Raw genomic sequence first — 22632 nt, 5'->3', positions numbered from 1 at the left:
ATCGCTCAAAATCGAAACCATCGAAAACGTCGGTCAACTTTTTCGGAACCTGCTCAAGAGGCGCGGAAGAGAAACGGAAGCGCCAAAAGAAAAGGCCCGGTCGCGAGGACCGGGCCCATTCTCTCGACCGTCAGGCCGATCGGTAAGATTAGTACTTGGCCAACACCGGCGCCGGGGAGCCGAAGTTGAAGTGATAGTTGATGCCCGCGCGGATCGTGTGGAAGCGCGTGCGGTTGTTGGTGCTGTTGAGGCCCCAACCCGGGTTGAACGCCCACAGCCAGTTGTTGTTGTTCCCGGTGCCGCTGATCTGCGTATACAGATACTCGACCTTCGCGGACCAGTTCGGGAAGAACATCCACTCGGCGCCGCCGCCAGCGGTCCAGCCCGTCTGCACGGCGCTGTTCTGGTTCCACCAGCCATTGCGCTGCACTTCGCCATAGGCGAAGCCGCCCGTGCCGTAGACCAACAGTTGCGGGCTCAGCAGGGTGATGCCGATGCGGCCGCGAACGGTGCCGAACCAGTTCAGACGCGCCGAAGCGCCGCCGCCGCCGAAACCGCCAAACAGCCACCAGTTGTTGTTGTTGCCGCCGCCCGAACCAAGGCTGGTGCCCTGGAAGTCGGTTTCGGCGCCGACAACGAACATCGGCGTAACCTGGAAGTTATAGCCGAGCTGACCGCCGCCGATGACACCGCCGGTGTTGTTGTTGCCGTTGTTCCAGCCCCAGTTCCAGCCCTGATTGGAGGAATTGCTGGCGTAGAAGCCACCGCCGAGGTTAAGACCGGCGTAGAACCCGGTCCAGGTCATGATCGGCGGCGGGGGAATGTACGGCGGAGGAGCCTTGTGGGAGGGTAGATCGGCGGCGTTCGCGGCGCCGGCGAAAAGCGCCGTCGCCAGAGCCAGGGCCGAGATCGCTGTCTTCATCTCTCTATCCTTCATTTCGAGCCAACTTAGAATTAATAGGTGCGCGTCAGTCCCGTGACTCTCTCGGACGTTTAAGGACGCTGACCCCCAAGCACGGCGGACTGTGCGCAAATTTCACGCGGGAAACAACAAACAGAAGGTAAAATCGGGCCGAAAAGACCCAAAAGATTTCGACTGTTGCAGTTGCGCCACAATGAAATTTGAGGCCGATTCCGATGCCTCGTCGAGCATTTCAGTCTTGAATCCGTCGCTTGCGAAACGAAGCCGGATGGGCGCCCACTTTCACCCCAATATCCGACCGGCGTCGGCGGCGTCCGCCGTCGGGAGGCGGTCGTTTGAAGTTGAACCGCGGCGGAAAAAAGCCCACTCCCCCGAACTGAGCTATAAAGCTCGCGCCGATGGCGCTGGGGAGGAGAGGAAAATATGTTTGATCTTAACGGCAAGGCTGCGCTGGTCACGGGCGCGAGCGGCGGAATCGGCGCGGCGATCGCGCGCGCGCTTCACGCCGCCGGCGCGACCGTGGCGCTTTCCGGCACGCGGCAGGAGGCGCTCGAGGCGCTTGCCGGCGAATTGAGCGGCCGCACGCATATTCTGCCCTGCAATCTTTCGCAAAAGGACGAGACCGAGAAGCTCGTCCCGGCGGCGGAGGCGGCGATGGGCGGATTGGACATTCTCGTCAACAACGCCGGCATCACCCGCGACATGCTGTTCATGCGCCTCAAGGACGAGGATTGGGACGCCGTCATCAACGTCAACCTCACGTCGGCGTTTCGCCTGTCGCGCGCGGCGCTGCGCGGGATGATGAAAAAGCGCTTCGGCCGGATCATCCAGATCACTTCGGTCGTCGGCGTGACCGGCAATCCCGGGCAGGGCAATTACGCCGCCGCCAAGGCCGGCATGATCGGCATGTCGAAGTCGCTGGCCGCCGAGGTCGCCTCGCGCGGGGTGACGGTCAATTGCGTCGCGCCGGGCTTCATCGAGAGCCCGATGACCGACGCGCTGACCGACGCCCAGAAGGAAGCGATCCTGCGCATGGTGCCCGCCGGCAGGCTCGGGACCGGCGCCGACGTCGCCGCCGCCTGCGTCTTTCTGGCGAGCGCCGAGGCGGGCTACGTCACCGGCCAGACCCTGCACGTCAATGGCGGCATGGCCATGATCTAGGAGCGGCGAATCCCCTGGAAAACGCGTCGCGGCGACGTTTCGCCGCGTCCGTGAGAACGCGGGGGCGCCTCTCGCCATGCTCTGGGAAGTATGCTACCAGACCTCGCCGCTGAGGGGCGGCGTCGCCGCGATTTCAACCCGGAAAGCAAGCCGCCAAGGCGTCTTGCGGACATCAGGGCGATCGGCGCGCGATTGCACGTTACAAGGGATGAAGGGCGATCATGGAGCGCGCCAGCAGGCCTGCTCTAAATCGCCACACGGCGCGTGAGGCGCCAAACGCAGACAGGGATCAAAGAAGATGAGCGATGTCGCCGAGCGCGTGAAAAAGATTGTTGTCGAGCATCTCGGCGTCGAAGCCGACAAGGTCGTCGACAAAGCCAATTTCATCGACGATCTGGGAGCCGATTCGCTCGATACCGTCGAACTCGTCATGGCTTTCGAGGAAGAATTCGGCGTCGAGATTCCCGACGACGCCGCCGAGACGATTCTCACTGTGGGCGATGCGGTGAAGTTCCTGGAAAAGGCGAAAGCCGCCTGACGAACTTAAAGATCCAAGCGCGCGGCGAATTCTCTCGCGAGACTTCGCCGACGCCGCCATTCCGACAACAAGAAAAAGTTCGAGAGTAGAGCCATGCGCAGGGTGGTCGTCACCGGTCTTGGCGTCGTATCTCCTTTGGGCTGCGGCGTTGACGCCAATTGGCGCCGTCTCGCCGCGGGAGAATGCGGCTTCAAACGCATCGACACATTCGAGGCCTCCGATCTCGCGTGCCAGATCGCGGCGGTCGTGCCGCGCGGCGACGGCAAGGACGGCACGTTCAATCCTGACGACTGGTTCGATCCCAAAGAGCAGCGCAAGGTCGATGATTTCATCATCTATGGCGCGAGCGCGGCGACGCAGGCGCTGAAAGACTCCGGCTGGGTCGCCGACACCCCCGAGAAGCAGGAATCGACCGGCGTTCTGATCGGCTCCGGCATCGGCGGCCTCGGCGGCATCTACGAAACCTCCGTCACGTTGAGGGAGAAGGGGCCGCGCCGCGTGTCGCCGTTCTTCGTCTCGGGCAGAATCATCAATCTCGTGGCGGGCTATGTCTCCATCATGCATGGCCTGAAGGGCCCCAATCATGCGGTGGTGACGGCCTGCGCCACCGGCACGCACGCCATCGGCGACGCGGGGCGCATCATCGCGATGGGCGACGCCGACGTGATGGTCGCCGGCGGCGCCGAATCGCCCGTCAATCGCATTGGCGTCGCCGGCTTCGCCGCCTGCCGCGCGCTGTCGACCGGATTCAACGATCGCCCCGACGCCGCCTCCCGGCCCTATGACAAGGACCGCGACGGCTTCGTGCTTGGCGAAGGCGCCGGCTGCGTCGTGCTCGAGGAATATGAGCACGCCAAGGCGCGCGGCGCGAAGATCTACGCCGAACTCATCGGCTACGGCATGTCGGGCGACGCCTATCACATCACCGCGCCGACGCCCGACGGCGATGGGGCCTATCGCTGCATGAAGGCGGCTTTGAAGCGTTCGGGCGTTTCGGTCGAGGACATCGACTATGTCAACGCCCATGGCACGTCGACGCCGCTCGGCGACGAGATCGAACTGAAGGCGGTCGAACGTCTTCTCGGCAACGTCGAACCCAAGCTCGCCATGTCGTCGACGAAATCCGCGATCGGCCATCTGCTCGGCGCCGCCGGCGCCGTCGAAGCGATCTATTCGATCCTGGCGATGCAAAACAATGTCGCGCCGCCGACGCGCAACCTCGACGCTCCCTCGGTCGCGACGACGATCGACCTCGTGCCGCACAAAGCCCGCGAGAAGGAAATCAACATCGCTTTGTCGAACTCGTTCGGGTTTGGCGGCACGAACGCCTCGCTGCTGTTTCGCCGCGCATCCTGAGCATGAAGCTCATCCGGCGCATTCTCGCTAAGCGCCAAAGCCCGAGAAACGGCGCTTTCCTGAATTCGCCACAATGAGGCATAGTGTAAGCGCTGGGCGATAGTCGGCGTGAGATCTTCGACGTTTGGTGGGCGTATTGCGATGAGCGAAGCGGATGAAAAAGACGCGCCCGGAAAACCTATAGACGCTGCAGCGACGCCGCCGGCCGAGCCGACGTCGGTCAAGAACGCCGAAGCCGCCGCTCCGCCGGGCGAAGACCTCACAGTTCAACCGACCCTGAACGCGCCCGCAGAGGACTCTGGCGCGCCGCCGACGGAAGTTTCGCCGCCCGACGCCGCGCCGGCCAAAGAGCCGGCCATGGCCGCATCCGCGTCGGAGCCGCCAAGCCAGCCGCCCACCGCGGCGAAGGCCGAAGCGCCTCTTCCCGAGCCGCCCACACAACCCGCCCCGCCATCGGCTGAAAGCATCAAGCCGGTTCCGCCGCAGACCATCGAACCGATCCCGGCGGCGTCTGCGCCAAAGCCGCCGACCGCCCCAAGCCAGCCGCCCCTCGCGGCAAAGGGCGAATCGCCACTCTCCCAGCCGCCCGCGGCTCCAGCCCCGGCGAGCGCGCCGCCGCCCCGGGCGCAGGCGCCAACGGCCGCGCTAAACGGCTCCGTCGCGCCCCCCGGCGAAACCGCAAAGCGTTCTCCGGCGTCGCCAGCGTCCAGGACAGCGCCGCCGCCGTCGCCCGCAGCCAAACCTGAAGCGCCCCCGCTTCAATCGCCCGGTCAGCCCTCGGCGAAAAGGCCCGACGCCCCCTCCCGCGGCATCTTCGGGCGGCGCGCGACGCGGCAAAGCGCTAAGCAGGCGGAAGCCGCGCCCCCGCCCAAAAAGCGTAAGCGCCGCGAAGGAACGCTTTCAGTGGCGAGCGGCTTCCTGAGTTTCGTGCTCGTCGCGCTTGTCGCCGGCGTCTTCGGCGTCATCGCCGCCCTGCACAAGCTGAAAGAACCGGGGCCGCTCGCGGCCGACAAGGTCGTCTATATTCCGCCGCGCAGCGACTTGCTTGAGATCATCTCCCAACTCGAGCGCGAAGGCGTCATCGCCAATTCGACGCTCATGCAGTTCGGGATCGTTCTCGAAGGCAAGCTCGGGAAGCTGAAGCCCGGCGAATACGCCTTCAAGAAAAACATCAGCCTTCGCGACGTGATCAATCAGATCGCCTCGGGCCGCCAGATCATGCACAGCGTGACCATTCCGGAAGGTCTGACGTCGGAGCAAATTGTCCAAAAGCTGAAAGAGGCAGAACTGCTTGCGGGCGATGTCGTCGACTTGCCGAAGGAAGGCGCTCTGCTGCCCGAGACATACAAGTTCCCGCGCGGCTACCCTCGGGCGCGTCTCCTCACGAAGATGCAGGAGGATCAGCGCAAGACGCTCGACGCGATCTGGGCGAAGCGCTCCCCGGACCTGCCGTTGCGCACGCCCTACGAACTGGTGACGCTGGCGTCGATCATCGAAAAGGAGACCGGCAAGGACGAAGAGCGGCCGCGCGTCGCCGCCGTATTCGTCAACCGGCTGCGCAAGGGCATGCGCCTTCAGTCCGATCCGACGATCATCTACGGCCTCGTCGGCGGAAAAGCGACGCTCGGCCGGCCGATCCTGCGCACCGAAATCGAGAAGTGGACGCCTTACAACACCTACGCCATCGACGGTCTTCCGCCGGGACCGATCGCCAATCCCGGCCGCGCGGCGCTCGAAGCCGCCGCGCATCCGGCGCCGACGCGCGATCTTTATTTTGTCGCCGACGGCACGGGCGGCCATGTCTTCTCCGAATCGCTCGACCAGCATTCGCGCAACGTCCAGAACTGGCGGCGACTGGAGAAGGAAAGGACCGATGGCGCGGTTGATCGCGCCACGCCCGGCGTTCCCGCGCCGGCCGCGCCTAAACCGGACAAGCGCACGCAGGCGCCCATCGGACGTCTCGTCACGCTCGCCGAGAGTCACGAAGACTTTCCGCCGAACCGGGCGATGGCGCCGGACGACGGCCCGACTCACCGGCTCGGCAAATTCGCTTATGCCGAAGCCGATTTTTTCCTCGGCGGCTATGGCGACCGCACGCGGGTCCAGGCGGCTGAATTTGCCGCCTTGAGGCGGGCCCGGCCATTTTTTACCGAGGAGTCCGTGCAGCTGCGCGCCAAGACGCTGTTTGATCCGATGCTTCTCGTTGGCCGCCCGGCGCCCCGTGAGGAGGAGCGGCTCAATCCGGACATGACGACGGTCGCGAGCGATCGTCCGGACGCTGAGCCTGACGACGGCGGCGACATCGCCGCCTATCCGGTCTCGCCGGCGCAGCGCGCCGAACAGAGGGCCCGCGCGGCGCGTCTTGGACTTACGGCAGGCTCCGACGAGCTTCCCGGCGAAGCGCTCGGCGGACGGCTCGCCCAGGACGCCCCGCCGCCGGCGGGCGCCACGGCTTTGGCCGCGACCGGCGGTCGGCCCCTTCGTCCGCGCGCCTTCGACGCCTCGGAAGGCACGCCGCTCGACCCGCTGCGCGACAAGAGCTGGGATCTCACCTCGGCTAAGACAGTCCCTATGGCGAGCGATTTGCGGTAAGGCCGGCGCGGCGATAGTCAGGCGAGGCGCATGTCGGCCTCCCGCCGAATCGCCCTCTCGGAGTCGCCGCCGCAAATGAGCATTCACAGCATGACGGGATTCGCTCGCGTTCAGGGCGCCGTCGCCGCCTTTCGCTATGCGTGGGAGCTCAAGAGCGTCAACGCCAAGGGACTGGACCTGCGTCTGCGCGCCCCGCCCGATTTCGACTTGGTGGAGATCAAGGCGCGGGAAAAAATCGCCGCGCGGCTCGCGCGCGGAGCGGTGTTCGCCAATCTTGTCGCAAAGCGCGAAGACGAGAGCCAGGTCGCCCGCCTCAACCGCGCCGCTCTCGACGCCCTTCTCGCCGCGCTCTCCGAACGCCCGCCGCCCGCCCATATCGGCCCTGCGACGCTCGACGGCCTGCTCGCGGTGCGCGGCGTGGTCGAGATCGTCGAGCCGGAACTATCCGAGGCGGAGCGCGCAGAACTTGACGCGCAGATTCTCGGATCCCTGGACGAAGCGCTTGACGCGCTGACCGCCTCGCGCGCCGCGGAGGGCGGCGCTCTGGCGGGCGTTCTTCGTCAGCGGCTCGACCGCATATCGATCCTCGCCGCGCAGGCCGACGCGGCGCCGGCGCGCCAGCCCGAAGCGATTCGCGCGCGGCTGAAGCAGCAGCTCGCGCGCCTCCTGGAGAACGCCGATTCCCTCGATCCAGCGCGGCTGCATCAGGAGGCGGCGCTGCTTGCGGTTCGAGCCGACATTCGCGAGGAGCTCGATCGTTTGAAAGCGCATGTCGACAGCGCGTCCAAACTTCTCGTCGCGGGCGGGCCGATCGGCCGTCGCCTGGATTTTCTGGCGCAGGAGCTTGGCCGGGAGACCAACACGCTATGCGCCAAATCGAACGACGCCGGACTCTCGGCGATCGGGCTTGAACTGAAGATCGAGGTCGAGCAGCTGCGCGAGCAGGTTCAGAACATCGAGTGAGTCGCGAGTGGACAGCGAGGCCGCTACTCGCTAACTCGCTACTCACTATTGGCTACTCGCTCTCGAAAAGTCATGCTTCCGACTCCATCCAGCCGCCGCGGCATTGTCCTCATCCTTTCCTCGCCCTCCGGCGCGGGCAAGACGACGCTGACGCGAATGCTGCTGCAGGACCGCGATCTCGACTTGACGCTGTCGATTTCGGTGACGACGCGCACTAGACGCTCGAGCGAAGTCGACGGCATCCACTACAGCTTCATCCCCGAGCGCCGATTCGCCGCCATGCGCGACGCCGGCGAACTCTTGGAATGGGCCGAGGTTCACGGCAATTTCTACGGCACGCCGCGCGGGCCGGTCGAAGACATTCTTGCGCAAGGCCGCGACTGCCTCTTCGACATCGACTATCAGGGCACGCGCCAGGTGCGCGAGAAGATGGGCGCTGACGCCGTCACCGTCTTCATCTTGCCGCCGTCGATGGATGAATTGCGCGCCCGACTTGAGCGGCGCGCGGAAGATTCGCGCGAGGCGATGGCGCGACGGCTGGAGAATGCGCGAAAGGAGATCGCGCGCTGGAAAGATTACGACTATGTGATCGTCAATGACGATCTGCAGCGCGCCTTCGACGATCTGATCGCGATCCTGCGCGCCGAACGGCAGCGACGGCCAAGGCGCGACAAGGAAATCGAGCAATTCGTCGCCAAGCTGTTAAACGAATAGCGCTTCGCCCGCCGCGCGCTATCTTGTCGCCATGGCGCCTATTGCTCTCAAGCGCGTGTACGAACCCGCCGACGCGGAAGACGGGACGCGCGTGCTCATCGATCGGCTTTGGCCGCGCGGCTTGCGCAAGGACAAAGCGCACATCGACTTCTGGGCGAAAGACGTTGCGCCAAGCGACGCGCTGCGGCGCTGGTTCGCCCATAAACCGGAACGCTGGGAAGAATTCGCAAAGCGTTATCGCGCCGAGCTCGCCGCGCCGGAGGCGCAGCCGCAGGTCGAGGCGCTTCGCGCTATGACGCGCAAGGGCCGCGTCACATTGCTCTATGCGGCGCGCGATGAATCGATGAACAACGCCGTCGTGCTGCGAGACGATCTGCGCAAGCGTCATTGAGCCGAAAGCGCGTTCGCCAGAGCCACGAAGCCGGCGACGTCGATTTCTTCCGCGCGTTTGGTTCCGTCTATCCCAGCGGAAGCAAGCAGCGCCGCCGCGTCGACGCCAAGCGGCTTCAAACTTTGCCGCAACATCTTCCGGCGTTGTCCGAAGGCCGCTTGCGTGACGCGCGACAACGCGCGCGGATCGCATGCAAGCGGCTCGGGATTGGGCGTAAGCTCGACGACCGACGACGTCACCTTCGGCGGCGGCGTGAAAGCTGCGGGCGACACATCGAACAGAATGCGCGCCCTCGTGCGCCAGCCGCACAGCACAGCGAGCCGACCATAATCGGCGCGCTCCTTCGGCGTCGCGACGATGCGCAGCGCGACCTCTTTTTGAAACATCAGCACATAGCGATCGAAGACCGAGGGCCAGGGTTCCGCTGCGATCCATTTCGTCAACAGCGCCGTCGCGATGTTGTACGGAAGATTCGCGCAAATGCGCGCAGACGCTCGGTTGTCATTCCCGGCGGGTCGGAGGCCTGATCGGGACTCCAGCGCAACGGCGCTATCGGGTTTTTCATGGGATTCCCGATCGCCCGCTGCGCGTTCGTTGGGAATGACAGACGCATAAGTTCGAACAAGCGCCGCGACATCGATCTCCAAAGCATCGCCTTCGACGATCGTCAGCCGACCTGGATAATGCGCCGCGATCTCTTCGAGCGCCGGCAGACAGCGAGGATCGCGTTCGACGGCGATGACTCGCGCGCCTTGCTCGAGCAGCGCACGCGTCAGCCCGCCGGGACCGGGACCGATCTCGACGATGATCGTGTCATCGAAAGGTCCGGCCGCGCGGGCGATGCGGGCGGTGAGATTGAGGTCGAACAGAAAATTCTGTCCGAGCGACTTTCTTGCGTCGAGCCCGTAACGGGCGACGACCTCTCGCAGCGGCGGCAGCGCGTCGACCACTTAACTGATGCGTCCTGCAAGCTTGATCGCCTCGATCAGGCTCGTCGGATCGGCGATTCCTTTGCCGGCGATGTCGAAGGCCGTTCCATGATCGGGCGACGTGCGCACGAAAGGCAGGCCGAGCGTGACATTCACGCCGCGCTCAAAAGCGAGCGTCTTGATCGGAATGAGCGCCTGATCATGGGTCGGACACAGCGCCACGTCATATTTCGCGCGAGCGGAGTCGTGGAACATCGTGTCGGCCGGAAAAGGGCCAGACGCATCGACGCCGCGCGCGCGCAATTCGGCGATCGCCGGCGCGATGATGTCGATCTCCTCGCGGCCAAGCGCGCCGTCTTCGCCCGCATGAGGATTGAGGCCGGCGAAGGCCAGGCGCGGCGTGCTGATGTGAAAACGCGCGCGCAGATCATGCGCCACAATCTCTCCCGTCTCGACAATCAGTTCGCGCGTCAGGCGCTTGGGCGCGTCGACAAGCGGAATGTGAATCGTGATCGGAACCACGGCGAGTTCCTCCGACCACAGCATCATCACCGCGCGGTAATCGCCGCCATAATGGCGATGCGCGAGCGCCGCCAAAAACTCGGTGTGCCCGGGATGTTTGAATCCGGCGTCATAGAGTATCGACTTCGCGATCGGATTGGTGACGACGGCGCGCGCTTCGCCCTTGGCGACGCACTCCACCGCCTGCTCGATCGAGCGGATTGTTGATTGAGCGTCGCGACAATCGGGACGGCCCGGCGCGCCGGCGACAACATGACGCCCCGTATCGACGACAGGGAGCGCGCGGGAGAAGACATCGCGGGCCTGCGCCGCCGTTGTGCTTTCAATCTGGATTTCGAGCGCGAGAGCGGCCGCGACGCGAGCGATAAAGGCGGGATGGCCGAGCAGAAAAAACGGCGGCAGATCGTGCGAGTCGCGCAACACATAGGCCATCAGCGCGAGCTCCGGCCCGATGCCTGAAGGGTCGCCTTGAGTCAGGGCGACGGGCGCCGTGGCGTTCATCTCGCCGCGAAACGCCGCGACGCGCGAAGGTCGATTTGGCGCCAAGAAGACATGGCGCGAAATTGGCGCAACGCAGTCCGGAAATCAAATCGCTCCAGCCCGGATCGCGTCCTGGCGGGTCAGAAGCCAGGACGCGCGCAGCCGCCCTATTCAGTCGTACATCATGCCATGGACGCCGTAGTAACGCTGATCCGGCCAAGCATAGGTCTCGCGGCGCGGAGCGGTGGCGGACCACTGCGCGGGGTCTTGATCCAAGGTCGCTCGGCCGCTGGCATGGGCGGCGTGACGAGCGCGAGCGGAGCCATAATTGTCTTGGGCGACGGCCGAGGCGATTGATGCGGGCGCAAAGAAAGCCGCCAGCGCGACAACCGTAAGCATGCGTTTCATGGGGGCGCTCCTTCAGTCGAAGCTCATCCGCCTGGGGCGCCGGAAAGCCGACGCTCGGAGGCTCGACCCTCACTGTAATATCCCTGTCATAAAACTGTGGTAGGGGCGCCGCCCGAAATTGTCGTAGGTCCACGCACGCGCAAAAAATCCGGCGCGTGCATGTCCGCCACGCGCCGGATTATTCCGAAGACGTATTCGACCGAGGTGTGTTGCGACGCGCGCTAGGCCTTGCTGGCCTGGGCGTGCGGCACGCCTTCCTTGTCGAGCAGCGCGACGAGCTCGCCGCTCTGGAACATTTCCTTGGCGATGTCGCAGCCGCCGATGAATTCGTTCTTCACGTAAAGCTGCGGAATCGTCGGCCAGTTGGAATAGGCCTTGATGCCGTCGCGTATCGCTCCATCGGCGAGCACGTTGATCGCCTTGTAAGGCACGCCGAGGTGGTTGAGGATCTGAACCACCTGCATGGAGAAGCCGCACTGCGGCGCCTGCGGCGTGCCCTTCATGAAGAGCACGACGTCGGACGACTCGATCTCATTCTTGATGCGCGTGTTCGTATCTACCGTGCTCATGTGCCTCCTTGCAGTGCCTGTTCGGCGCCCGTCAGTCGAACATCATCCCCTGACAGGCGCGCCTTGCGTCGACGTCATCGCCGTATTTGTACAGCTGCCGCAAATAATTGCAGCCCAGAAAATAGCCGTTGGCCCATTGCTGATACTGCACCCACGCCGGCGCCGCCGGCGCGCAGCAAGGCCCGCGCCAACGCTGTGCAAAAGCGTTGCCACTTGAGAGCGCGCAAACAAGGGCGAGAAGCGCGACCGTCACTGTCTTCCTCATGACCTATCTCCGACTCTTGAGCGCGCCTTCGCCCCAAGCGGATCAGTCCAGCGCCATTCCGTGATGCCGGCGCCGATCATGGTGATAGTAGTAGTGAGTGCTGTCTCCATAGTGGCCGAGATGGGCGCAGGAACGATGATTCCATCCGCTGCGCTCACAAGCGGCGTGGCTCGGATGGCGGTCCGGCGACACATGACGCTTGTGATCCGCGAGCGCGGATTGACTCAAGGCGGATAGGCCCAAAACCGCCGCTAACACCACGCGTTTGATCATCTGAAAGCTCCCCAGCTGAGCGAAGGCTACGTGTCACACATATGTCACAGGCAGTCCGCTTCAACGGGGCTAAACGCTTAAACGCTTTATGGCGCCCGCGTCGTCAGCTGCAGCGCATGCAACTCGCCGCCGAGCCGGTCGCCGAACGCGGCGTTGACCAGTTGATGCTGCTTGACGCGGGGGAGACCCCGGAAGCGTTCGGAGACGACCGTCGCCGCCCAATGATCATCGTCGTTGACGAGCGCGGTCAGCTCCACCTGCGCGTCGGGTATGGCGGCCTTGATGAGACGCTCGATTTCAGCGGAGGGCATGGGCATTTTATGACACCTGTGTCGGGAAAGCGCCCGAAAGCGCGTTGTCATCTCCGGCCATGAAGGCCGGCAGCGGGGCTTCATGCGCCTTGCGCAGCTCGGTCAGCAATATCGGCGCCTCGTCGGGCAGGATCAAGGCGTCGCCCCCGGCGCGGCCGATCGCCAGGACGCGCACCCCCGCCGCCGCGCCTTCTCGGACGACCTCCGCGGCGTCCTCGCCCTGGGGAATGGCGACGAGATAGCGGGCCTGGTCTTCGCCAAACAGCGTCGCATGTCCCGGACCCGATGGGAGCGCCGTGATGTCGGCTCCCCTGTCGCCGGAGAGCGCCATTTCCGCCAACGCGACGGCGAGACCGCCATCCGAGAGGTCATGCGCCGCGCTGGCGCGCCCGGAAACTATCAGTCCCCGAACGAAGTCGCCGTTCCGCCGTTCGGCGTCGAGATCGACCGGCGGCGGCGCGCCGTCCGTGCGCCCGCACAGATCATGCGCATAGGCCGACTGGCCGAGCCAGCCCTTCGTCTCGCCGATGAGCAGGATCGCGTCGCCGTCTCGCGCGAAGCCGGTTTGCACCGCCTTGGCGACGTCGGCGATCAGTCCGACGCCGCCGATCGCAGGGGTGGGCAGAATGCCGGCGCCCTGCGTCTCGTTGTAAAGCGACACATTGCCGGAAACGATCGGGAATTCGAGCGCCCGCGCGGCTTCGCCGATCCCCTCCAGGCAGCCGACGAATTGGCCCATATATTCGGGCCGCTCCGGATTGCCGAAATTCAGATTGTCGGTGAGCGCCAGCGGCGTCGCGCCGCGCACGGTGATGTTGCGCCAGCTTTCAGCGACCGCCTGCTTGCCGCCTTCGTAAGGATCGGCGGCGCAATAGCGCGCGGTGACGTCGGTGGTCAGCGCCAGGCCTTTCGGTCCCTCCTTCACCCTGATCACGGCGGCGTCGCCGCCGGGCGAGCTTACGCTGTTGCCGAGAATGAGGTGGTCGTACTGCTCCCAGACCCAGCGCTTCGAGCAGAGATTCGGCGTCGCCAGGAGTTTTAATAGCGCGTCGCGGTTCGACAGGGGCGCTTTGATCGAGGCCGCATCGAGCGCCGGCTGTTTCGGCGTTCGCGTCCACGGCCGGTCATAAACGGGCGCTTCGTCCCCCAGCTCCTTGATCGGCAGATCGGCCTTCACCTCGCCCTGATGCTTGACGACGAAGCGCAGCGTATCCGTCGTTTTGCCGACGATCGCAAAGTCGAGCCCCCATTTTTTGAAGATCGCTTCGGCCTGCTCTTCGAGTTCGGGCTTGAGCACCATGAGCATGCGCTCCTGGCTCTCCGAGAGCATCATTTCATAGGCGGTCATGCCCTGTTCGCGGCAGGGAACGGCGTCGAGGTCGAGCTCTATGCCGAGATTGCCCTTGGCGCCCATCTCCACCGCCGAGGAGGTCAGCCCGGCCGCGCCCATATCCTGGATCGCGATGACCGCGCCGGACGCCATCAGCTCGAGGCAGGCCTCGAGCAGCAGCTTCTCCGAGAAGGGGTCGCCGACCTGCACCGTGGGCCGCTTTTCTTCGGCGTCCTCCTCGAAGGAGGCCGACGCCATCGTGGCGCCGTGAATGCCGTCGCGGCCGGTCTTGGAGCCCAGATACACGATCGGGTTCCCGACGCCGGCGGCGGCCGAATAGAAGATCGAATCGGCCCGCGCCAGACCCACCGCCATGGCGTTGACGAGAATATTCCCGTCGTAGGAGGCGTCGAATTCCGTCGAGCCGCCGACCGTCGGCACGCCGAAACTGTTGCCGTAGCCGCCGACGCCGGCGACGACGCCCGCCACCAGCCGCCGCGTCTTGGGATGCCCAGGGCGCCCGAAACGCAGGAGGTTCAAGCAGGCGATCGGCCGCGCCCCCATCGTGAACACGTCGCGAAGGATGCCGCCGACGCCGGTCGCCGCGCCTTGATAAGGTTCGATAAAGGAGGGGTGGTTGTGGCTCTCCATCTTGAAGACGCAGGCGTCGCCATCGCCAATGTCGATGACGCCGGCGTTCTCGCCCGGACCGCGAATCACCCAAGGGGCTTTGGTCGGAAGCTTGCGCAGATGGACGCGCGAAGACTTGTAGGAACAGTGTTCGTTCCACATCGCCGAGAATATGCCGAGTTCCGTGAAGCTCGGCGTGCGGCCGATGAGAGTCAGGATGCGCGCATATTCATCGGGCTTGAGGCCATGCGCGGCGGCGAGCTCCGGCGTAACGGCGGGTTCGGTCGCGCTCACTTAACCTCGCATTGACGTGAAATCTGGGCTGCGCTTCGAAGGTCTTCGCCGCGCTGCGGCGGCGCAAGGATTACTGTGCGCCGTCTGGCGCGGCAAGCCACGCTTATGCCTAAAGTCGCGTCCAAGACGCCGCCAACGGCAGCGGTTGCAGCAAAGCGATGTTTGCTATCCCACATGAATCTCAAGGGAATGTTGCCCGAGAGCCACAGCGGCCAAGAATGAGCACGCCACAGCCTAATTTTGCATCAGACTGAGTTGCATTACAAAAATTTTATAGCAACGTGAAAGGGACTTCGGCGCCTTCGTCGTCGACCGTCTACCGCAGATCAATCCGGGGGTTCCGATGAAGAATTATGTTCGCGGCGCGCTGGCCGCTCTTTTGGTCGGGAGCGTGGGCGCCGCCGCCCAGGCCGCCGACCTCCCCAGCCATAAGGCTCCGCCGCCGCCGCTTCCGCCGGCCTTCACCTGGACGGGTCTCTACGGGGGCGTCAACATCGGGTATGCCTTCGGCGCCAGCTCTCAGGAAACCGGCGGTCTCGGCTATCTTAACGGGGGCGTCTTCGCTCCGGCCGCGCCCTTAGGCTCGGCCTGGACCACCGGACAGAATCTGCAAGGCGTCGTGGGCGGCGGACAGCTCGGCTACAATTATCAGTTCAACCCCTGGCTCGTCCTTGGCGCCGAGGCGGACATCCAGGCCGCCGATATTGGATCCCACGGCAACGCCGTGGTGGGAATCGCCGACGCCCTCGGACCTCACATCCAGTCAGTAAACTCGGCGAAGAAGGTCGATTGGTTCGGCACGGTGCGCGGCCGGGTCGGCTTCACGCTGCCATCCATGCCCAATCTGATGGTTTACGGCACGGGCGGCTTCGCCTATGGCCAGGTCGTCCAAAATGCCGGCTTCGCCGATAATTTCATCGGCACCACAGTCTCTTCGCTCGGCCATGGCTATTACGACAACACCCGCGTAGGCTGGGCGGCGGGCGGCGGTCTCGAATGGTCGCCTTCTATGTTCCCGTCATGGTCGCTCAAGGCCGAATATCTCTATGTCGATCTCGGCTCGACGCGCGCGAATTCGGTCCCGCTCAATGGCGGCACTCCGGCGCTCATCGGCGTCACGACGCCGCTGTTCGCAGCGACGCAGAACTCGCCGACCCGCTTTCACACGGTTCGCGCGGGCATCAACTGGCACTTCGACCCCTTCGCGGTTGTGGCGCCTTCGAGCACGAGCGGCGCTCTTCCGTCCGTCAAGGGACCCCCGCCGGCCTTCGTCGACAGCTATCAGCCGTTTCAGGTCCGCCTGAAGGTCGCCGGCGTCATTCCGCTGGACGGACATGGCACGGTGTATGACTCGGGCGCCGGAACTCTTGCGGCCGGCTTGGGGTCCATTGGCGTGCGCTCGGGCCTGACCGGCGCGAATGGCGTGATCGCCGGCGCGAGCACCAACACCTCGACGGCGATCATCCCGATGCTTGACGTCGCCTATTATCTCAACAAGAACTGGGCGATCGAAGCGATCTGCTGCGTCGCGCCGCATCACATCCAGGGCACCGGCACGATCGCCAGCGACTTCGCCCGCGCCTGGCTGTTCCCGCCGTCGGTCATGCTGCAGTATCACGTCACCAATTTCGGCGCGTTCCAGCCCTATCTTGGCGTCGGCGTGAACTTCACCACCTTCTGGAACACCCGCGTCAACAACGACGTTTGGGGCATCCCGATGGCGCCTGGCTCCTTCCTTTCCACACTCGGCGTTCCGGCCGTGCTCAGCACGTTCCAATACGCCACGGTCGCCCCGTCCTGGGGCGTGGTCGGACAGGCTGGCTTCGACTACATGCTCAACGACCATTGGGGCCTGAACCTCGACGTCAAATATATCGGGCTGCATCCGATGGTGCACTCCACCGTCATCTCCTTCGCCCCCCAGGCGCCTGCAGCGGGAGCCATCTTCATCCCGGTCAAGGTGTCGCTGCCGATCAATCCGATCGTCATCTCCGCGGGTCTGACCTATCGCTTCGGCGGCAGCCTCCTCTCGCCGCTGTTCTAAATGAGCGGTCACATGAAACCGGCCCCTGCGGGTCGGTTTCAGATTACAAAAACCCCCGGCTCACGCCGGGGGTTTTTATTTGCCAGGGCGTCGCTGAAGAGGACGCCGGCCATCCATCTGGCTCTGGCACCCGACGCAATTTGACGCAGAATCCGTATTCAAGCGGAAATCTATTTGGTCAGCAGCTCACAAATCGAATCAAGCTGCTCCAATGATTCATAGCGTATCCGAAGCTCGCCTCTTTCATCCTCGGCGCGAAGTTCGACACGCATCCCGAGGGCGTCGCTCAAGGTCTTTTCGATCGCCCGCGCGTCGGCGTCTTTGGCGGAACCCTTAGCGAAAGCCTTGGCGGAACGCGGCGAACGTCTCGACAGGCCGGCCTCCTCGGCGTGATCCTTCGCCAATCGCTCGACGTCGCGAACCGTCAGTCCCTTTTCGACGATGCGCCGCGCCACCGCCGCCGGATCGGCGACGGCGAGCAGCGCGCGCGCGTGACCGGCCGAAATCGCGCCCTCGGCCACCAGCTTTTTCGCCTCCTCCGGCAAATTGAGCAGGCGAATGGTGTTGGCGATGTGAGACCGGCTCTTGCCGATGATTTTCGCAATGTCGGCGTGGGAATATCCGAACTCGGCGCCGAGCCTTTCATAGCCCTTCGCCTCCTCGACGGCGTTGAGGTCGGCGCGCTGCACATTCTCGATGATCGCGAGTTCGAGCGCTTCCTTGTCGTTCGCCTCGTGAATGACGACCGGCACGTCCGAGAGCCCCGCCATCTGCGCCGCGCGCCAGCGCCGCTCGCCCGCGATGATTTCATAGGCGTCGGCGACGCCGACGATGACGCGCACGATGATGGGCTGGATCACGCCCTTCTCGCGAATCGATGCGGTCAGTTCGGCCAGATCCTCTTCGCGAAAAGAAATGCGCGGATTGCGCGGATTGGGGCGCAAAAACTCGATCGGCGCCTTTCGCGGGCCGCGCGGCCGCTCGGTCGGGGCGGCCTCGGCGGCGGCGTCGCCGAGAAGCGCCGCCAATCCCCGGCCCAGCCGGCGCCGCGATTCATCCGCCATCTTGTAAGGCTCCTTCTTGGCTCTTGCGCCGCTCGGCTTTGGGCTGTCCGGCTCTTTAGGCTGCGCGCAACCGCTTCTCACGCTGAATCACTTCCGAGGCGAGCTTCAGATAGGCTTGGCTGCCCGAGCATTTGAGATCATAGAGCAGCACCGGCTTGCCATGTGACGGGGCCTCCGAGACCCTGACGTTGCGCGGGATCATCGTTTGATAGACCTTCTCGCCCATGAAACGACGCACGTCGGCGACGACCTGATTGGCGAGATTGTTGCGGGGGTCGTACATCGTCAGAACGACGCCGTGGATGGACAATTTATGGTTAAGAGTCTGTCGAACCTGTTCGACGGTCGAGAGGAGCTGTGAGAGGCCTTCCAGCGCGAAGAATTCGCACTGCAGCGGCACGACGACGGCGTCGCTGCTGGCTAACGCATTGATTGTCAATAGATTTAGCGACGGCGGGCAGTCGATCAGAATATAGCTGTAGCGCCGCTCATCATCATGATCGGCCGCCAGTTCGGCGAAGGCGCGCTTCAGCCTGTAGGCGCGATCCTTGTCGTTGGCGATCTCGAGCTCGACGCCAAGCAAATCCAGAGTCGACGGCGCGATCGAGAGCCGTGGCACCGCCGTGGCGATGATCGCGTCGGCGAGGCTCGACTCGCCGAGCAGCACGTCATAGGTCGAAATCGTTCGATGCTGACGGTCGACGCCGAGGCCCGTCGACGCATTGCCCTGCGGATCGAGATCGATGACGAGAACTTCCTCGCCGACCGCCGCGAGCGCGGTGCCGAGATTGATGGCGGTGGTCGTCTTGCCCACGCCGCCCTTTTGATTGGCCAGCACAAAAATGCGCGGCGAAGCGGAAGCGGTCACTGGGAAGCCTTGTGCTTGACGACGACGACGCGCGCGCCCTTACGGGTGCGGCTGTCCGCCGATTCGCAGCTCAAGCTACCGAGCGCCTCGACCGCGGTCAATTCGTCTCGCCATTCTTCCCCCTTTAAAAACACGCCAATGGCGCCTTTTTTTAGCGGCGCTTCGGCAAGCTGCACGAGACGCGAGAGCGGCGCGAGAGCGCGCGCGCTGACGCCGCCGACGTCGGCGGCGATATTCGGCAAAACGCTTTCGATCCGCTCGGCATGAATGATCGCCGGCGCTCCTGTTTCACGTGAAACAGCACGAAGGAATCCAGCCTTGCGCTGATCGCTTTCGATCAGGTGCACGACCGCTTGCGGCGTCGACTTCAATAAGAGCGCCGTCACCAGCCCGGGAAAGCCCGCGCCGGTGCCCATGTCCGCCCAACATCGGATCTGAGGCGCGACGGCGTGAACCTGCGCCGAATCGGCGAAGTGCCGCAGCCAAATCTCGTCGAGCGTCGCCGCGGAGACCAGATTGATCTTCGCCTGCCAGCGACGCAGCAGAGACTCGTAGACCTCAAGCTCCGCTTCGATCGATTCGAGTTCCGGGAAGAGTCCGAGCGCCTCTTTCCGGCAAGATCCGTCTCTCACGCGCGGCGCGCCCGCGCCGCCAGCAGCGTCAACGCCGAAGGCGTCATGCCATCGATCCGCTGAGCTTGGCCGATCGTGCGCGGCCGCAGATAGCTCAGCTTCCCACGCAGTTCCGCCGAGAGCCCGGCGATCGCCGCATAATCCAGCCCCTCCGGCAGCGCCAGGCGCTCGTCGCGTCGATACGCGTCAATATCGGCCTGTTGGCGGTCGAGATAGACGGCGTAGCGCGCCTCGGTCTCCAGCCGCTCGGCGGTTTGCAGGTCAATTCCGCTGAATTCTGGCCAGATCGACGCCAGGCGATCGAACGTGATGTCCGGAAAGGCCAGCAGCGCATAGGCGCTGCGGCGCAGCCCGTCCTGGTTGACCGGCAGACCGTGCCGGCGCGCCGCGGCCGAGGTCAATTCGCGCGTCTGCACCAGGGCGCGCGCAGCTTCGAGGCGGGCCGCGCGCGCTGTGTAGTGCGACGCCCGAGCAGGGCCGACGCAGCCGATCTCGATTCCGCGCGCCGTCAGGCGCTCGTCGGCGTTGTCGGCGCGCAGCGACAGACGATATTCGGCGCGCGAGGTGAACATGCGATAGGGCTCGCTGACCCCCCGGGTGACGAGATCGTCGACCATGACGCCGAGATAGGCTTCCGCCCGATCGAAGATGATTGCGCCCGCAGCCGCGGCGTGGCGGGCCGCATTGATCCCGGCGAGAAGCCCCTGCGCGGCGGCCTCTTCATAACCGGTGGTGCCATTGATCTGCCCGGCGAAGAAAAGTCCGCGAAAACGCTTGGTTTCGAGGGTCGCCGAAAGTTCGCGCGGATCGACATAGTCATATTCGATCGCATAGCCCGGCCGCAGAATGCGGGTCTCCTCAAGCCCAGGAATGGCGTTGATGAAGGCCTGCTGGGTCGCCAGCGGCAGCGAGGTCGAGACGCCGTTCGGATAGACTGTGTCGTCGTCGAGCCCTTCGGGCTCCAGAAAGATCTGATGGGCGTCGCGGTCGGCGAAACGCGTCACCTTGTCCTCGATCGAGGGGCAATAGCGCGGTCCGGGGCCCGAGATGGCCCCTGTGCGCATTGGCGAGCGATGCAGATCGTCGAGAATGATCCGATGCGCGGCCGGCGTCGTGCGGGTGACGCCGCAGGCGATCTGGCGGTTCGCGATCGCCGTCGTGAGATAGGAGAAGGGCTCGGGCGTGGGGTCGCCCCATTGCGCTTCGAGCGCCCCCCAGCGGATCGTTCGCCCGTCGAGCCGCGGCGGCGTGCCGGTCTTGAGCCGAGCGACCGCAAAGCCGACGTCCCGCAACCGGCGGCTCAAGCCGTTGGACGGCGCGTCGCCCATCCGTCCCGCGGGCGTGCGCTCATCGCCGATATGAATGACGCCGCCCAGGAATGTGCCGGTGGCGATGACCACGCTCGTCGCCCGAAGCGCGCCGTCAGGCGTGACGACCCCGCGAATGGCGCCGCGCTCGACCAGCAGATCTTCGACGCAGGCTTCAACGATCGTCAGATTTTCAGTTTCGGCCAGCGCCGCCTGCATCGCCGCGCGATAGAGCTTGCGGTCGGCCTGGGCGCGCGGACCGCGCACCGCCGGCCCCTTGGAGCGGTTGAGCACGCGGAACTGAATGCCGGCGGCGTCGGCGACGAGCCCCATCAACCCGTCGAGCGCGTCGATCTCCCGCACCAGCTGGCCCTTGCCGAGCCCGCCGATCGCCGGATTGCAGGACATTTCGCCGATTCTTGCGCGGCTCTGGGTCACGAGCGCCGTGCGCGCGCCAAGGCGCGCCGCCGCCGCCGCCGCCTCGCAGCCGGCGTGGCCGCCGCCGATTACAATGACATCGAATTGCTTCATCCCGGAATTCATGGCCTGGCCTGTTTCACGTGAAACATATCATTTGCCAATACAAAAACGCGAGAAAACCGCGTCGAGGATTTCCTCGACGTCGACCGCGCCGACAATCCGGCCGAGCGCGACGCTGGCGCGGCGGAGCTCCTCGGCCTGAAGTTCGAGCGCTTGGCCGCCCGCCAGAACAGCGCCAATGCTTTCAACGGCTTGCTCCAGAGCGTGCCGATGCCGGTCTCGCACGATCAGCGCCGTCGCGCCGTCGCCCAGCCGCGCCCGGGCGCGCGCGGCAATCGCCGCCGCCAGCGTCTCAAGCCCCTCGCCGCTCAAGGCGCAAACGCCGATCGCGCCTTCAGCCGCCGGCGTCAGATCGATTTTGGTCGCGACGCGGATCGTTTCAATATCACTGCCCGGCGGCGCCTCCGCAGAATCCGACAGCCACAGCGCCAGATCGGCGGTTTCGACCCGCGCGAGAGTCCGATCGACGCCGATCCGCTCGATTGCGTCGGCCGCCTCGCGCAGACCTGCCGTGTCGATCAACGTCACCGGCAATCCGCCAATCTCGAGATGCGCTTCGATCATGTCGCGCGTGGTGCCGGGAATCGGCGAGACGATCGCCAGATCGCGCCGCGTCAGCGCATTGATCAGCGTCGACTTGCCGGCATTGGGCCGACCGAGAATCATGACGACGAACCCGTCGCGCATGCGCTCCGACGCCGGCGCGAGCCGCAGCGCGGCGCGCATGTCCTCCGCGAGCGGCGAAAGCAGCGCGCTGAGCCGCGCCGGCGAAAACGCGCCGACATCCGCTTCGTCGCTGAAGTCAAGTTCGGCCTCAACCACGGCCAGCGACTCCACCAAGGCCGCCCGCCAGCCCTCGACTTTGCGCCGCAGCGCGCCGCCGGCGACGCGCAGCGCCTGCCGCCGCTGCGCCTCTGTCTGCGCATCGATGAGATCGGCGAGCGCCTCCGCTTGAGAGAGATCGAGCTTGCCATTGGCGAAGCTGCGGCGGGCGAATTCGCCGGGTTCGGCGGGCCGCAGGCCGGGGCGCCGATGCAAAGCGGCGAGCGCGCCCTCGACGATCGCGCGGCCCCCATGCAGCTGCAGCTCGCCGTAGTCTTCGCCCGTCGAGGACGCGGGACCAGGAAAGAACAGCGCGATCCCCCGATCGAGCATTTCCCCGGTCTGGGGATCGCGCAGCACCGCAAAACTCGCCTGACGCGGCTCTAGGCGCTTGCCGGCGAGCGCCGTAAGCGCCTCCCCCGTCCCCGGCCCCGATATCCGGATCACGGCGATGGCGGCCCTCCCGGCCCCTGTGCCGAGCGCGAAAATCGTGTCCTGCGCCGTCATTGGCCGGCGGCCTCTGGGACTGCAATGATGATCCCCGACCGCCTGCCGGCGTTCAACGCGTCGGAACAAAAAATGCTGCAGCGCACAAAACGCAGGCCGCGGTCCATGAACGCGCAGGACGCGCCGCCGGCGGGCTTCAGATCGCGCGCAACGCCGAGCATCGTCCACACATTGGCGAAATCCTTGAACATGCGCGCCGC

General features: G+C 65.0%; 24 protein-coding genes. 8 read left to right on the top strand and 16 right to left on the bottom strand.

What is annotated here, in order from left to right; all coding sequences use genetic code 11:
- Positions 1–148: 148 nt before the first annotated feature.
- Positions 149–922 (bottom strand): outer membrane protein, encoded by a 774-nt coding sequence (locus BN69_RS10930; RefSeq protein WP_014891670.1) that lies wholly within the window; start codon positions 920–922, stop codon positions 149–151.
- A 423-nt stretch (positions 923–1345) separates the two neighbouring features.
- Between BN69_RS10930 and fabG the strand changes: the two genes are divergently transcribed.
- The 3 genes from fabG to fabF all read left to right on the top strand — a co-directional run bounded on the left by fabG (position 1346) and on the right by fabF (position 3977).
- Entirely contained in the window at positions 1346–2083 is a 738-nt protein-coding gene (gene fabG / locus BN69_RS10925; protein WP_014891669.1) for a 3-oxoacyl-[acyl-carrier-protein] reductase, read from the top strand.
- 298 nt (positions 2084–2381) lie between these two features.
- Positions 2382–2621, top strand: coding sequence for an acyl carrier protein (locus tag BN69_RS10920; RefSeq protein ID WP_014891668.1), 240 nt, complete (start codon positions 2382–2384; stop codon positions 2619–2621).
- Positions 2622–2714: 93 nt separating this feature from the next.
- Entirely contained in the window at positions 2715–3977 is a 1263-nt protein-coding gene (gene fabF / locus BN69_RS10915) for a beta-ketoacyl-ACP synthase II (RefSeq protein WP_014891667.1), read from the top strand.
- Positions 3978–4243: 266 nt separating this feature from the next.
- Here fabF and BN69_RS19835 read toward each other — a convergent pair whose 3' ends face one another.
- Positions 4244–4717 (bottom strand): hypothetical protein, encoded by a 474-nt coding sequence (locus BN69_RS19835; RefSeq protein WP_244435102.1) that lies wholly within the window; start codon positions 4715–4717, stop codon positions 4244–4246.
- A 163-nt stretch (positions 4718–4880) separates the two neighbouring features.
- Here BN69_RS19835 and mltG point away from each other — a divergent pair, with 163 nt between their 5' ends.
- The 4 genes from mltG (at position 4881) to BN69_RS10895 (ending at position 8637) form a co-directional block, all read left to right on the top strand.
- Positions 4881–6569 (top strand): endolytic transglycosylase MltG, encoded by a 1689-nt coding sequence (gene mltG, locus BN69_RS10910; protein WP_371212347.1) that lies wholly within the window; start codon positions 4881–4883, stop codon positions 6567–6569.
- A 75-nt stretch (positions 6570–6644) separates the two neighbouring features.
- Positions 6645–7532 (top strand): YicC/YloC family endoribonuclease, encoded by an 888-nt coding sequence (locus BN69_RS10905; protein ID WP_014891665.1) that lies wholly within the window; start codon positions 6645–6647, stop codon positions 7530–7532.
- A 72-nt stretch (positions 7533–7604) separates the two neighbouring features.
- Entirely contained in the window at positions 7605–8246 is a 642-nt protein-coding gene (gene gmk / locus BN69_RS10900) for a guanylate kinase (RefSeq protein WP_014891664.1), read from the top strand.
- Positions 8247–8277: 31 nt separating this feature from the next.
- Positions 8278–8637, top strand: a complete 360-nt coding sequence (locus tag BN69_RS10895; RefSeq protein ID WP_014891663.1) for a DUF488 domain-containing protein — start codon at positions 8278–8280, stop codon at positions 8635–8637.
- Here the strand turns inward: BN69_RS10895 and BN69_RS10890 are convergent.
- From BN69_RS10890 to purL, 8 genes are all read right to left on the bottom strand, one after another.
- A complete protein-coding gene (locus BN69_RS10890) occupies positions 8631–9587 on the bottom strand; it encodes a ribosomal RNA small subunit methyltransferase A (RefSeq protein ID WP_014891662.1) in 957 nt (318 codons plus the stop codon). The two genes, BN69_RS10895 and BN69_RS10890, sit on opposite strands and share 7 nt — an antisense overlap.
- The gene (gene pdxA, locus BN69_RS10885) at positions 9588–10589 is read right to left on the bottom strand and encodes a 4-hydroxythreonine-4-phosphate dehydrogenase PdxA (protein ID WP_014891661.1); all 1002 of its coding nucleotides are present in this window, start codon (positions 10587–10589) and stop codon (positions 9588–9590) included. It abuts the gene before it with no gap.
- Positions 10590–10739: 150 nt separating this feature from the next.
- Positions 10740–10976, bottom strand: coding sequence for a hypothetical protein (locus tag BN69_RS10880; RefSeq protein ID WP_014891660.1), 237 nt, complete (start codon positions 10974–10976; stop codon positions 10740–10742).
- 221 nt (positions 10977–11197) lie between these two features.
- Positions 11198–11545, bottom strand: a complete 348-nt coding sequence (gene grxD / locus BN69_RS10875; protein WP_014891659.1) for a Grx4 family monothiol glutaredoxin — start codon at positions 11543–11545, stop codon at positions 11198–11200.
- A 31-nt stretch (positions 11546–11576) separates the two neighbouring features.
- Entirely contained in the window at positions 11577–11810 is a 234-nt protein-coding gene (locus tag BN69_RS10870) for a hypothetical protein (protein WP_041926931.1), read from the bottom strand.
- A gap of 42 nt (positions 11811–11852) precedes the next feature.
- Entirely contained in the window at positions 11853–12083 is a 231-nt protein-coding gene (locus tag BN69_RS19205) for a hypothetical protein (protein ID WP_148042997.1), read from the bottom strand.
- A gap of 86 nt (positions 12084–12169) precedes the next feature.
- Positions 12170–12400, bottom strand: coding sequence for a BolA/IbaG family iron-sulfur metabolism protein (locus BN69_RS10865; RefSeq protein ID WP_173370393.1), 231 nt, complete (start codon positions 12398–12400; stop codon positions 12170–12172).
- A gap of 1 nt (position 12401) precedes the next feature.
- Positions 12402–14648 carry a phosphoribosylformylglycinamidine synthase subunit PurL gene (gene purL, locus BN69_RS10860; protein ID WP_014891656.1) on the bottom strand — a complete coding sequence of 749 codons (2247 nt, stop codon included), beginning with the start codon at positions 14646–14648 and terminating at the stop codon, positions 12402–12404.
- A gap of 343 nt (positions 14649–14991) precedes the next feature.
- On the opposite strand from purL, the gene BN69_RS10855 reads away from it, so the two are divergent.
- A complete protein-coding gene (locus tag BN69_RS10855; protein ID WP_014891655.1) occupies positions 14992–16692 on the top strand; it encodes an OmpW family outer membrane protein in 1701 nt (566 codons plus the stop codon).
- A gap of 170 nt (positions 16693–16862) precedes the next feature.
- On the opposite strand, the gene BN69_RS10850 is transcribed toward BN69_RS10855, so the two are convergent.
- From BN69_RS10850 to BN69_RS10825, 6 genes are read right to left on the bottom strand one after another with little or no spacing between them, the layout of a single operon-like run.
- On the bottom strand, positions 16863–17756 hold the full coding sequence (locus BN69_RS10850) for a ParB/RepB/Spo0J family partition protein (RefSeq protein WP_014891654.1): 894 nt from the start codon (positions 17754–17756) through the stop codon (positions 16863–16865).
- 55 nt (positions 17757–17811) lie between these two features.
- Complete coding sequence (locus BN69_RS10845; protein WP_014891653.1) at positions 17812–18624, bottom strand: ParA family protein; 813 nt, start codon at positions 18622–18624, stop codon at positions 17812–17814.
- Positions 18621–19256, bottom strand: coding sequence for a 16S rRNA (guanine(527)-N(7))-methyltransferase RsmG (locus BN69_RS10840; RefSeq protein ID WP_014891652.1), 636 nt, complete (start codon positions 19254–19256; stop codon positions 18621–18623). Before BN69_RS10840 ends, BN69_RS10845 begins: the two co-directional genes overlap by 4 nt.
- Positions 19253–21106 carry a tRNA uridine-5-carboxymethylaminomethyl(34) synthesis enzyme MnmG gene (gene mnmG / locus BN69_RS10835; protein WP_014891651.1) on the bottom strand — a complete coding sequence of 618 codons (1854 nt, stop codon included), beginning with the start codon at positions 21104–21106 and terminating at the stop codon, positions 19253–19255. Before mnmG ends, BN69_RS10840 begins: the two co-directional genes overlap by 4 nt.
- A 27-nt stretch (positions 21107–21133) precedes the next feature.
- Positions 21134–22432, bottom strand: a complete 1299-nt coding sequence (gene mnmE / locus BN69_RS10830; protein ID WP_014891650.1) for a tRNA uridine-5-carboxymethylaminomethyl(34) synthesis GTPase MnmE — start codon at positions 22430–22432, stop codon at positions 21134–21136.
- On the bottom strand, positions 22429–22623 hold the full coding sequence (locus BN69_RS10825; protein WP_014891649.1) for a hypothetical protein: 195 nt from the start codon (positions 22621–22623) through the stop codon (positions 22429–22431). The genes mnmE and BN69_RS10825 overlap by 4 nt, the downstream gene beginning before the upstream one ends.
- Between the last annotated feature and the right edge of the window lie 9 nt (positions 22624–22632).

Origin of the sequence: Methylocystis sp. SC2, from assembly GCF_000304315.1 — a bacterium.
Lineage (GTDB): Bacteria > Pseudomonadota > Alphaproteobacteria > Rhizobiales > Beijerinckiaceae > Methylocystis.
This window is presented reverse-complemented; position numbering and strand designations above follow the sequence as displayed.